At 47.3% G+C, this 12,693-nt stretch carries 10 protein-coding genes, 1 tRNA gene and 1 riboswitch; of the genes, 9 read left to right on the top strand and 2 right to left on the bottom strand.

The features are described 5' to 3' along the window. Positions 1 to 18: 18 nt before the first annotated feature. A complete protein-coding gene (parC, locus tag GQ359_RS04570) occupies positions 19 to 2,391 on the bottom strand; it encodes a DNA topoisomerase IV subunit A (protein ID WP_215387899.1) in 2,373 nt (790 codons plus the stop codon). 74 nt (positions 2,392 to 2,465) lie between these two features. Continuing rightward, positions 2,466 to 4,454, bottom strand: coding sequence for a DNA topoisomerase IV subunit B (locus GQ359_RS04565; RefSeq protein WP_215303573.1), 1,989 nt, complete (start codon positions 4,452 to 4,454; stop codon positions 2,466 to 2,468). 78 nt (positions 4,455 to 4,532) lie between these two features. Here GQ359_RS04565 and GQ359_RS04560 point away from each other — a divergent pair, with 78 nt between their 5' ends. The 9 genes from GQ359_RS04560 (at position 4,533) to GQ359_RS04520 (ending at position 12,688) form a co-directional block, all read left to right on the top strand. Further along, entirely contained in the window at positions 4,533 to 5,753 is a 1,221-nt protein-coding gene (locus tag GQ359_RS04560; protein WP_215387753.1) for a CaiB/BaiF CoA-transferase family protein, read from the top strand. 5 nt (positions 5,754 to 5,758) lie between these two features. Then, positions 5,759 to 6,991 (top strand): MFS transporter, encoded by a 1,233-nt coding sequence (locus GQ359_RS04555; RefSeq protein WP_215387752.1) that lies wholly within the window; start codon positions 5,759 to 5,761, stop codon positions 6,989 to 6,991. Positions 6,992 to 6,997: 6 nt separating this feature from the next. After that, positions 6,998 to 7,138 carry a hypothetical protein gene (locus GQ359_RS04550; RefSeq protein WP_215303568.1) on the top strand — a complete coding sequence of 47 codons (141 nt, stop codon included), beginning with the start codon at positions 6,998 to 7,000 and terminating at the stop codon, positions 7,136 to 7,138. A gap of 58 nt (positions 7,139 to 7,196) precedes the next feature. After that, positions 7,197 to 7,271 (top strand) — tRNA-Arg (locus tag GQ359_RS04545). 213 nt (positions 7,272 to 7,484) lie between these two features. Beyond that, complete coding sequence (locus tag GQ359_RS04540; protein ID WP_215387751.1) at positions 7,485 to 8,336, top strand: NUDIX domain-containing protein; 852 nt, start codon at positions 7,485 to 7,487, stop codon at positions 8,334 to 8,336. A gap of 84 nt (positions 8,337 to 8,420) precedes the next feature. Beyond that, a riboswitch (TPP riboswitch) is annotated at positions 8,421 to 8,528 on the top strand. 40 nt (positions 8,529 to 8,568) lie between these two features. Beyond that, positions 8,569 to 10,506, top strand: coding sequence for a phosphomethylpyrimidine synthase ThiC (thiC, locus tag GQ359_RS04535; protein ID WP_251367933.1), 1,938 nt, complete (start codon positions 8,569 to 8,571; stop codon positions 10,504 to 10,506). Between the two features lie 9 nt (positions 10,507 to 10,515). Then, positions 10,516 to 11,637 (top strand): FAD-dependent oxidoreductase, encoded by a 1,122-nt coding sequence (locus GQ359_RS04530; protein WP_256442536.1) that lies wholly within the window; start codon positions 10,516 to 10,518, stop codon positions 11,635 to 11,637. Beyond that, positions 11,628 to 11,825, top strand: coding sequence for a sulfur carrier protein ThiS (thiS, locus tag GQ359_RS04525; RefSeq protein ID WP_215387750.1), 198 nt, complete (start codon positions 11,628 to 11,630; stop codon positions 11,823 to 11,825). The genes GQ359_RS04530 and thiS overlap by 10 nt, the downstream gene beginning before the upstream one ends. 44 nt (positions 11,826 to 11,869) lie before the next feature. After that, positions 11,870 to 12,688: a thiazole synthase gene (locus GQ359_RS04520; RefSeq protein ID WP_215387749.1), complete on the top strand. Its 819-nt coding sequence runs from the start codon at positions 11,870 to 11,872 to the stop codon at positions 12,686 to 12,688. Positions 12,689 to 12,693 lie beyond the last annotated feature (5 nt).

Raw genomic sequence — 12,693 nt, 5'->3', positions numbered from 1 at the left:
GAGGCTGAGCGAAGAATCTTAGTTCGCTTTTAGCTTTCCATCCTTGAGTCTTGGCTCTACAAAATGTCCCTTACGAGCACGATTACCTGCAAAAGACTTCAGGGTTTTTGCGTCGAGACTCAACTCTGTTGGCTTGCCTGCACGACCAGCACCAGAATATGTAGCGCCATCAGGACCCACCGCAATTGCAGAAGCCAGCTTCTCCTTATCGTCCAAGCCCATCAAAATTACACCTTTACCACCAGTAGGTAAACGCTTGAGCTCGTCGAGCGGGAAAACTAGCAACTTAGAGCTTTCAGATAAGCAGGCAACTTGCTTCATGCCAGCAGTCACCTTAGCGGCTCCGAGCGGTGCATCACCGCCTGGGAATTTGCTATCGATACCAACAAATGACTTACCAGCCTTGTTACGCGTAGTCATGTCTGCAACGTTTGCTAGGAAGCCATTACCAGATCGAGTTGAGATCAGCACAAGATCATCAGATTGACCGGCATAGTAGGCCACCATCTGCGATCCAGCTGCCAAGTTCACAAAGCTTGTTAATGGCGAACCATCTCCACGGGCACCCGGCAATTCACTGACGGGAACTGTATAGACACGACCATCACTACCAAAGCCTTGCATCACATCGACTGTGCGGCACTCAAACGTGCCGTAGAGAGCATCACCCGCTTTGAAGCCAAACTGCGTTGCATCATGCTCGTGACCCTGGCGTACACGTACCCAACCCTTTTGAGATACGATCACCGTTACCGGTTCATCCAATACCTTAGTCTCGGCAACAGCGCGCTTATCTTCCTGAATCAAGGTACGGCGATCATCGCCAAAATCCTTCATGTCAGACTCGATTTCTTTGATGATGCGCTTACGCAATACGGTATCACTCTGCAACAAACCTTCAAGGTCATCACGCTCGGACTTGAGTTCTTTTAACTCTTGTTCAATCTTGATACCTTCCAGTCGAGCCAACTGACGCAAACGGATATCTAAAATATCTTCGGCTTGACGATCGCTCAGCTTAAATTCTTTAATGAGGTCAGCCTTAGGCTCATCGCTATTACGAATGATCTTAATGACCTTGTCAATATTGAGAAGAACAATGAGGCGCCCTTCCAAAATATGCATCCGATCGTTGACTTTATCCAAGCGATGCTGAGTCCGTCGTGTAACAGTTCCAACTCTGAAAGAAATCCACTCAGCAATAATCTCTTTGAGACCTTTTTGACGTGGACGGCCATCAGTACCAATCATCACCAAGTTCATTGGCGCGTTGGATTCTAAGGAGGTATGCGCAAGTAATAAGTTGACGAACTCATTAACGTCAATATTTTTACTCTTAGGCTCAAATACCAAACGCACAGCCGCATCTTTACTGGACTCATCACGTACACCATCAAGCACATTCAAGATGGTGGATTTGAGATTGTTTTGCTCAGGAGTTAATGTCTTTTTACCAACCTTCACTTTTGGATTGGTAATTTCCTCAATCTCTTGTAATACACGCTGAGATGATGTGGATGGCGGTAACTCATTCACTACAATTTGCCATTGGCCACGAGCTAGCTCTTCAATAGACCAGCGAGCACGCACTTTGAGGCTGCCTCGCCCTGCTTCATAAATCTGAGCAATCTCTGCTGAGGAGGAAATGATTTGACCGCCACCTGGATAGTCTGGGCCAGGCATGATCTCCAATAGTTCTGAAGTACTCATCTTCGGAGACTTCATTAAAGCAATCGCCGCGCTAGCGACTTCACGTAAATTATGTGAAGGAATCTCTGTTGCCATACCTACTGCAATACCGGATGCGCCGTTCAATAGAACAAAGGGTAAGCGCGCTGGTAATAACTTAGGCTCTTGGAAAGATCCGTCGTAGTTCGGTGCAAAGTCCACCGTACCTTCATCAATCTCACTGAGTAAGAGTCCAGCAATCTTGGTTAAACGCGCTTCGGTGTAACGCATTGCTGCAGCACCATCACCATCACGTGAACCAAAGTTACCCTGACCATCGATCAGCGGATAACGCAGTGAAAAGCTTTGGGCAAGACGCACTAATGCGTCGTAGGCAGATTGGTCGCCATGGGGATGAAACTTACCGAGAACATCACCAACCACGCGAGCACTCTTCACAGGTTTAGCGTCAGCGCGTAAACCCATCTCACTCATTGAGAACAGAATACGGCGCTGTACTGGCTTTTGACCATCCGATACATCGGGTAAGGCGCGGCCTTTAACAACGCTGATTGCGTAATCTAAGTAAGCGCGCTCAGCATAGACTGCCAAGGTGAGGCTGTCTTTATCATCTTCATTGAGCTCAACAACTTTTGGATCATGAGGATCTTTCGGGCCACCTGCTTGAGCGGCAATGGGCTCATCCACTTCAACGATGTTCATTTCAATAGGTTCACCTGCAAACAAGTCCGCTTGCTCTACTGGTTTGTTACCGCCTGGAGTTTTTTTAATCGCCATTAGATATCCGCCTCCACTTCGTTACCGCGCTCTTCTAACCAATCACGACGCGCCCCGGATTCGGATTTACCCATCAACATATCCATTGTTTTAATTGTTTCATCTTCCGTCCAGGTGCCCAAGGTCACCGGCAAGAGGCGACGGGTATCTGGATTTAAAGTCGTATCCCACAATTGCTCAGCACTCATCTCACCCAAACCTTTGAAGCGAGAAATCTGCCAAGCAGATTCTTTTACGCCATCTTTGCGCAATTTGTCTTCAATAGCCTGAAGCTCATTTGCATCTAGCGCATAGATTTTTTGTGCGGGCTTTTTGCCACGTGCTGGTGCATCCACCCTAAACAATGGTGGCCTAGAAATATGCACATGACCCAATTCGATTAGTTTTGGGAAATGCTTGTAGAACAAAGTTAATAGCAGTACCTGAATGTGAGCACCATCCACGTCCGCATCCGACAAGATGCAGACCTTGCCATAACGCAGGTTTGATAGATCAGGACTATCGTTAGCGCCATGGGGATCTACACCAATGGCAACAGCAATGTCATGCACTTCATTGTTCGCAAATAAGCGATCACGCTCCGCTTCCCAAGTATTGAGAACCTTACCGCGCAGTGGCAGAATCGCCTGATACTCTTTATTGCGACCCATCTTGGCTGAGCCACCCGCTGAATCACCCTCAACGAGGAAGATTTCATTAAGGCCAATGTCTTGACTCTCACAGTCGGTCAGTTTTCCAGGTAGAACTGCTACACCAGAGGATTTTTTCTTCTCGACTTTTTGACCGGCGCGGGTTCGTGCCTGCGCCTGCTTGATTACTAAGTCTGCTAATTTACGACCGTAATCCACATGCTCGTTCAGCCAAAGCTCAAGTGCCGATTTAGCGTAACCAGAAACTAAGCGCACCGCATCTCTGGAGTTCAAACGCTCTTTGATTTGACCTTGGAATTGTGGGTCCAATACTTTGGCAGACAAAATAAATGAGGCGCGGGCAAACACGTCCTCAGGCATGAGCTTCACACCTTTAGGCTGCAAAGCATGCATCTCAATAAAACCTTTGACGGCATTAAATAGGCCTTCACGCAATCCGCTCTCATGGGTTCCGCCTGCTGGAGTCGGAATCAAGTTCACATAACTCTCACGCACCGGTGGTCCATCTTCAGTCCAGGTCACAACCCAGGCTGCACCCTCGCCTTCAGCAAAGGAATCATCATCACCATTGCCAGTAGCGTATTGCTCCCCCTCAAATGGAGGAATCACTTCTGGGCCATGGCCAGCTTGAGCTATTGCTTCATTTAAGTAACCGCGTAAGCCCTGGGCATATTGCCAAGTTTGACTCTCGCCAGACTTCTCTTGAATGAGTGTGACTTTGACGCCTGGCAGTAAAACTGCCTTAGAGCGCAAGAGCCGAATGAGTTCAGGCATCGGGATGGCCGCACTATCAAAGTACTTGCCATCTGGCCATGCACGCACACGGGTGCCGTGAGATTTATCTTCTTTACCAGCAGCGCTAGTTTTGAGCTTTTCGATGACCTTGCCATCAGCAAAGGTCAAAGTAGAAATTTGGCCTTCACGCCAGACAGTGACCTCTAGGCGCTTCGATAAGGCGTTTGTTACAGAAACACCGACACCATGCAAACCACCAGAGAAAGCATAGGCGCCACCAGTGCCTTTTTCAAACTTACCGCCAGCATGAAGTTGGGTAAAGACAATTTCTACTACAGGCAACTTTTCAGTTGGATGCATACCAACGGGGATTCCACGACCGTCGTCTTCCACGCTCACACTGCTATCGGTATGCAAAGTCACGATGATTTGCTTACCAAATCCGCCTAAAGCCTCATCAGAAGCGTTATCAAGTACCTCTTGGATGATGTGCAAAGGATTATCGGTACGGGTGTACATTCCCGGCCGCTGTCGGACGGGTTCAAGACCTTTTAGAACCTGAATGGATGATTCGCTGTATTCGGAAGTTTTACGTGTAGCCATGCGCGGAAATTGTAGTCATGTCTGAAACAAAACCCGAATTTTCATCAATTACCCCTATATTCATGCCAAAATTGATGAATGGGAGCCTTAAGTCATATTCGCGTTCTAGACCTCAGCCGTGTGCTTGCCGGCCCGTGGTGCGCACAAAACCTCGCCGATCTCGGTGCAGATGTCATTAAAGTTGAGCGCCCAGGCGTTGGAGATGACACCCGTCACTGGGGCCCTCCATTTGTGAAGGATACCCAGGGCAATGACACCTTAGAAACAGCCTATTTCATCTGTATTAACCGCAATAAACGCTCAATTACGGTAGATATCAGCAAGCCTGAGGGTCAAGAAATCATACGTCAACTGGCAAAAGAGTCAGACGTCGTCATTGAAAACTACAAAGTTGGTGATCTAGCCAAATACGGCCTGGACTATGAAAGCCTTAAAAAGGTCAAATCTGACCTGATTTACTGTTCTATTACTGGTTTTGGTCAAGATGGTCCTTATGCGCATCGCCCTGGCTACGACTTTATCATCCAAGGAATGGGTGGTTTTATGAGTGTTACCGGGGAAGCAGATGACTTTCCGGGGGCTAGCCCACAAAAAGCGGGTGTCGCCATTGCTGATATCTTTACCGGTATGTATGCCAGCACCGCTATTTTGGCTGCGGTCGTCCATCGAGATAAAACGGGACAGGGTCAATATATTGATATGGCACTCCTTGATACCCAGATTGCAGTGATGGCCAATGTCTCCAGCGCCTATTTATGCTCAGATAAAGTACCTCGTCGCTGGGGCAATGCCTCGCCCATCATTGTTCCTTATCAAACCTTTCCGACCTCAGATGGTTGGATGATTGTGGCAGTTGGCAACGATGGGCAGTTCAAGCACTTTGTCACAGCGGGTGGCGAGGCCCATTTGGCTGAAAACCCCCTCTATATTAATAATCCAATCCGTGTTGAGAATCGTAAGTCATTGATTCCATTGCTAGAAGTGATGACTCGCCGTAAAACAAAGGCTGAGTGGATTAGCCTTTTAGAAGCGGCAAACGTCCCCTGTGGGCCAATCAATAACTTTGAAGAAGTGTTTGATAACGAGCAAGTTAAGGCTCGAGGCGTGCAAATCCATGTCCCGCACCCTACGGCAGGCACTATGAAGCTCGTTGGTAGCCCAATGCGTCTATCAGAGACCCCGGTAGAGGTCCGTATGGCTCCACCCACCTTGGGTCAGCATACCGATGAAATACTTCGGGAGCGCCTTAGTCTTGATTCTCAGGCTATTGCCACACTGAAAGAAAAAGGGATTACTTAAACCCAATGTCCCAGAGTACGACAAGCCAAAAACTATCTCTGAAACAGGTACTGATTTTTGGCGGCCTGATGGTAACTTTTTCCATGGGGATACGCCATGGATTTGGTCTCTTTAATTTACCAATCACAATGGAAAATGGTTGGGGCCGTGAAACGTTCGCACTAACTATCGCATTACAGAATTTAATTTGGGGTGCAGTTCAACCTATTACAGGCGCTTTAGCAGATCGCTATGGTGCATTCAAAATCATGGTCGCCGGTGGTGCACTTTATGCACTCGGTTTGGCTGGCATGGCCATCTCCACAGATGCTTTGAATTTTTCATTAGCTGGTGGATTACTCATTGGTCTTGCGCAAACTGCAACAACATACAGTGTGGTCTATGGAATCTTAGGTCGCAACGTTGCTGCAGAAAAAAGAGTGTGGGCAATGGGCATTACTGCCGCTGCAGGATCATTTGGACAGTTCCTCATGATTCCGGTTGAGCAAGGATTACTCAGTAGCTTTGGCGCTAATGATGCGCTGCTGATGTTGGCACTCATGGCCAGTCTCATGATTCCGATTGCATTTATGTTGCGTGAACCCAAGGCTATCAATCAACATCAAGGCAATGATCAAACTATCAAGCAAGCTTTAAAAGAAGCAATCCGCAACCCGAGTTTCAAGTTACTTACCTTGGGATATTTTGTGTGTGGATTTCAGGTAGTATTTATAGCTGTTCACTTAGCACCATATCTTAAAGATTTATCCAAAATCTACCCCGATGTGGGCGCACCTGCAGTTGCAACAACTGCACTTGCCTTAATTGGACTCTTCAATATATTTGGGACCTACAGTGCCGGAATTCTGGGGCAACGATTTCCGAAACGATACCTGCTTTCAGGCATCTATATTAGTAGATCGATTGCCATCGCAGCCTTTATTTGGCTACCTCTCAGCCCTGTCTCTACCTACATCTTCGCTGCAATCATGGGCTTTCTCTGGCTCTCCACAATCCCCCTGACGAATGCCATTGTGGCGCAAATCTTTGGCGTCAAATACCTCACCATGCTTTCAGGCTTGGTATTCTTCTCTCATCAACTAGGTAGCTTTTGCGGTGCTTACTTTGGTGGATATTTATTTGATCGCACCGGCTCTTATCTGATTGTTTGGAATATCGCTATCGCATTAGGTATGTTTGCATTCTTAGTTAATCTTCCCGTAAAAGAGCGAGCACTTGAACGCACTGTAATCGCCTAAGACTTCATGCAAAAAAAATATCCTATTCCAAAATTATTTTTATATCTATTTGCAAGCATTGCTTTGGGAATTATTTTTTCTGCCTACTTTGCTCCAGACACGATGGTTGCAATCACGAACTCAGTGTGGGCAATGTGTGGTTGGTAATCAGTGGATAATGTTTTACGCTTAACATCTTTTTCAAAAATAGTTTTTTATTTTTACTCTCGCCGTAGCACAATGGATAGTGCACATGCCTCCTAAGCGTGGGATACAGGTTCGATTCCTGTCGGCGGGACCACTTAAAAAAATATAAAACTTATCCACAGGTTTTGTGGATAAATACCTAAAAGTTTTCGTAAGTCATAGATTTGTATAGAGTGACCTAGCTTGCCTAAATTATGAGCATTTGTTTCTGACAAAAAAATAAATCAAGATCTGTTGACAATTCGAATTCATTTATAGATTTTTAGACTACTTTTTCAGTATTTTTAATTTCTCTTACACTGAGAACATGCACAGGCTCACTAATACACTCAGCACCAGCACCGTCGCCGCTTTAGAGGAGATGCTCCAAAATGCTGCAAGATCTGCCCCACCAGATTTCTTGCCCATCCATTTTTCTGGGGAAAGCTCAGCTGGACAGATTATTGGGCACCTTAACCCTGAATTCACTGCCTATTTACAAGAATCCTTGGCTAAAAATCCAATCCCTCATATCGGAATTGGTCATGATCGACTCAGCATTCAGCATGCAAGACCTTTAGTGCTTTCACAGAGTCTTGCGAAATTGGCCGATCGGATGCACCAAGGTGGGTTTATTCCAGGCTGGAGGCATGAAGATTTTGCTTGGATTGGCCAAAATGGACATGAATACTTCCGCCTAGAGCGTGCAGCCTTCCGTACTTTTGGCTTTCAGAGCATGGCAACCCACATTAATGGCTATACCAAGGCTGGCAATCTTTGGCTTGGCCGTCGCAGCGAAACTAAGCAGACCGACCCAGGTCGCCTAGATAACCTGGCAGCAGGCGGCATCGGCGCAGATGAAACCCCTTGGGTTAATGCCCGTCGAGAATTATGGGAGGAAGCCGGTGTTCCTCCCCAGATTGCCGATCAAATCGAGCCGGTTGGCCGCATTCATATGCGCCGCCCCATTCTAGGGCGAGGATTTCATGATGAGCAGCTCTATATTTATGACTTAGAGCTTGCGGATAACTTTATACCCACCAATCATGATGGCGAGGTCAGTGGTTTTATTGAAATCTCGCTTTCAGAGGCTGCAGCCCGTATTCTGGCTGATGAATTCACTAGCGATGCTGCATTTGTCACTGCAGATTTCATTTTGCGCAATATAAAAGCGGCTTAGATTTCCAGCTCTGGACATGCCTTCAGTTCTCTACTTGATTTTGGTCACCCAGCTTGGCGTGATTTCGTGGTTAAATTAGCCCTAAGGATGAAACAGGGGTGCCCTTCTAGTGATTTTTACTACGAGGCGCTGAGAAAGACCCTTTAACCCGATCCAGGTAATGCTGGCGTGGGGAGTTTTCCATCAGACCGTCACCCGGTTTCGTCCATCTAATTACAGTCAGGAGATGGACATGAGCGATACCAATACAAAATCTAAACAAGAGATTCCCAGCCTTAAGAGCTTGGAGCGTGACTTTGGCCAAAAATTTGCCTATCCCGCCTCCACAAAAACCTATTTAGAGGGTTCACGCCCAGACATCAAAGCACCGATTCGCATGATTGAGCAGTTATCAACACGCGTAGGTGAAGAAATAGTCCCTAATCCACCTGTTCCGGTTTACGACACGTCAGGGCCATATAGCGACCCCGATATTGTGATTAACCTTGAAAAAGGCTTGCCGCTATTACGCAAGAATTGGATTGAAGAACGTGATGACACAGTGCAATTAGCAGGACCAAGTTCGGAGTACGGCGTTGCGCGCTCACAAGATGCAGCGACACAGAATTTACGTTTTGCCCACATCAATCCTCCGCGTGTTGCTAAAGCAGGCCAGAACGTGAGTCAAATGTATTACGCCCGCAAAGGCATCGTGACTCCTGAAATGGAATACGTTGCTTTGCGTGAGTCCATGGGTCTGGAGCAATTGCGCAAGAACCCTGAATACAAACAACTTCTCAAGCAACATCCTGGCAAGAGCTATGGCGCCAATTTGCCTGACATTGTTACTGGTGAGTTTGTGCGCTCTGAGATCGCTGCTGGTCGCGCAATCATCCCAGCCAATATTAATCACCCAGAACTAGAGCCCATGATTATTGGCCGCAACTTCCGCGTGAAGATTAACGGCAACCTCGGCAACTCTGCCGTGACCTCCTCCATTAATGAGGAAGTAGAAAAAATGGTGTGGTCAATTCGTTGGGGCGCAGACACCATCATGGATCTGTCTACCGGTAAACATATTCATGAAACCCGTGAGTGGATTATTCGTAACTCACCAGTTCCGATTGGTACCGTTCCTATCTATCAAGCTCTTGATAAGACCGGCGGCATTGCAGAAGACCTTACCTGGGAAATGTTCCGCGATACCTTAGTTGAGCAAGCTGAGCAAGGTGTGGACTACTTCACTATTCATGCTGGGGTATTGCTGCGTTATGTTCCACTCACCGCTGATCGCATTACAGGCATTGTGTCTCGTGGTGGTTCCATCATGGCTAAGTGGTGCTTAGCTCACCATAAAGAAAACTTCCTCTATACGAAGTTTGATGAGATTTGTGAAATCATGAAAGCCTATGACGTGTCATTTAGCTTGGGTGATGGTTTACGTCCAGGCTGTATTGCTGACTCGAATGATGCAGCGCAGTTTGGCGAACTCCATACTCTTGGCGAATTGACTGCCAAAGCCTGGAAGCATGATGTGCAAGTCATGATTGAAGGCCCTGGTCACGTTCCAATGCAGCGTATTGAAGAAAACATGACCGAGGAATTAAAGCACTGCTTAGAAGCACCCTTCTATACCCTGGGACCATTGATTACTGATATCGCTCCTGGCTACGATCACATCACCAGTGGTATCGGTGCAGCGCAAATTGGTTGGTACGGTACAGCAATGCTTTGCTATGTCACACCAAAAGAACATTTAGGTTTGCCAGATAAAGAGGATGTTCGTACCGGCATCATCACTTACAAGATTGCTGCTCATGGTGCTGACTTGGCTAAAGGCTTGCCTGGTGCTCAAGTACGCGATAACGCTTTATCTAAAGCGCGCTTTGAGTTCCGTTGGGAAGATCAATTTAATCTCGGCTTAGATCCTGAGCGTGCCCGTGAATACCACGATGCGACCTTGCCTGCTGAAGGCGCCAAAATTGCGCACTTCTGCTCCATGTGTGGACCGAAGTTCTGCTCGATGAAGATCACTCAAGAGGTGCGTGATTACGCAGCAACTTTAGATGCAGATGGCAATCCGAAAGCGAAGGTCATTCCGATCACCGCGGAAGCCTCTACCGATCCTCAAAAAGGTATGGAAGAGATGTCAGCTGAGTTCCGTAAGCGCGGTAGCGAGATTTATCAGTAAGTGAAGAGCGTGTTCTCAAACGGCAAATATGCCATCGTTGGCGCCGGCCTCATGGGTCGGTTGCTAGCGGTCGCACTTGCTAAGCGCGGTGCTCGTGTAGAGCTGTTTGAGAAAGGTGGTTCAGATGCTGCTAATTCGGCTGCACGCATTGCTGCTGCGATGTTGGCCCCACTCGCAGAATCTGCCATCACGGAAGATGAGGTCGTGCGCATGGGTATACATAGCCTGCCTCGTTGGAAGCAACTTATCGATGAGTTAGCAAAGCCCGTTTTCTTTCAGCAAGATGGCACTTTGATTTTGTGGCATCGTCAAGATGCTAGTGATGCAGAACGCTTTACTTCCCATTTACAGCGCAATTGCGCTCAAAACCAGGCGCTTGCTAAGCCAATTCAATTGGATAGCCAATCTCTTGCAGAAATTGAGCCCGGTGTGGCTGAGCGTTTTACTCAAGGCCTCTATCTTCCTAATGAAGGACAGCTAGATAACCGTCAACTCCTAGAAGCTTTACTGGTTGAACTCACTCTCATGAAGGTGCCTTGTCACTGGAATCAATCCACCGATCCAGAGCAACTTCGTAAACCAGAGAATGGTTTTGATTGGGTCATAGATTGTCGTGGTCTTGGCGCCAAAGATGCCTCCAAGAATTTGCGTGGCGTTCGTGGCGAAGTTATTCGTTTGTATGCGCCTGAAGTCAAACTGCGTCGCCCTACTCGTCTGATCCATCCACGTTACCCCATTTACATTGCGCCTAAAGAAGATGACGTCTATGTTGTTGGCGCAACAGAAATTGAGTCAGAGGATTTATCTCCCATGAGTGTTCGATCCGCTATGGAATTACTCAGTGCGGTCTATACCGTTCACAGTGGGTTTGCTGAAGCGCGTATTTTAGAGATGTCAACACAGTGTCGCCCTACGCTGAAAGATAATTTGCCGGAGATATCTCTTGATCACAAACCAGATCAAGCCAATCTCATGATGATCAATGGACTCTATCGTCATGGCTTCATGATCTCACCAGCTATTTTGGATTGCGCATTAGAAGTGTTGGGCTCAGGATCAAGTCCTACCGCTATGAAACTGGGCTTAGGCCTAACAGGTTCGATCCATCAGGAGCTGAGCGCATGCACATAATGGTGAATCAAGTTGCCAAAGAGGTTCCGGATAACAGCACGATTGATGATGTACTGGTCATGATTGATGCACAACCGCCATTTGCTGTTGCGATCAATTATGAATTCGTTCCCAAGACTAGACATGCCGAAGAAGTATTGCGTGAAGGTGACGAAATGGAAGTAATTTCTCCTGTGACTGGTGGCTAATCCAGCGGTGAATATAGCAAAACAGATAAAAGTACTTGATTAAGATGACAGCCCCTTTACCGAACCCTCTAAATACTGCAGACCCATTAGTGCTGTATGGGGAGACTTTTGCTAGCCGTTTATTGCTCGGGACATCACGTTATCCGTCTCCACAAGTTTTAGAGAATGCCGTGAAGCAGTCTAATCCTGGAATGATTACGGTAAGTCTACGCAGACAAGGCACTTCCACTACTGAAGCCCATTCTGGTTTTTGGGATCTCTTGAAAAAAATGGCTGTACCCGTTTTACCGAATACCGCAGGTTGCCATAGCCCCAAAGAAGTGATTGCTACAGCCCAAATGGCGCGTGAAGTATTTGAAACCAACTGGATTAAGCTGGAACTCATCGGCGATGACTACACACTGCAGCCAGATTCCTTGCGTCTAGTCTCTACTGCAGAAACTTTAATTAAGGATGGCTTTAAGGTCTTACCTTATTGCACTGAAGATCTCATTCTATGCCAACGTTTAGTAGATGTCGGTTGCCAGGCAGTAATGCCTTGGGCTGCTCCGATCGGCACAGGTCAAGGACCTTTAAATCCTTACGCACTAAAACTTTTACGTGACCGCTTGAAAGTGCCACTTCTGGTGGATGCGGGCTTAGGCCTCCCCTCACATGCCTGCACTGTAATGGAGTGGGGTTTTGACGGGGTCTTGCTCAATACTGCGGTTGCACTAGCCGATGATCCAGTGGCTATGGCTAAAGCCTTTGCAATGTCAGTTGACGCTGGTCGCACTGCCTACCTCTCTGGCGCTATGAAAGCCCAGCAGTCAGCTCAAGCGAGCACGCCTTTGGTTGGCACACCTTTCTGGCATCAAAGTTAAAAGAT

It is taken from the genome of Polynucleobacter sp. AM-7D1, from assembly GCF_018688455.1.
GTDB lineage: Bacteria > Pseudomonadota > Gammaproteobacteria > Burkholderiales > Burkholderiaceae > Polynucleobacter.
This window is presented reverse-complemented; position numbering and strand designations above follow the sequence as displayed.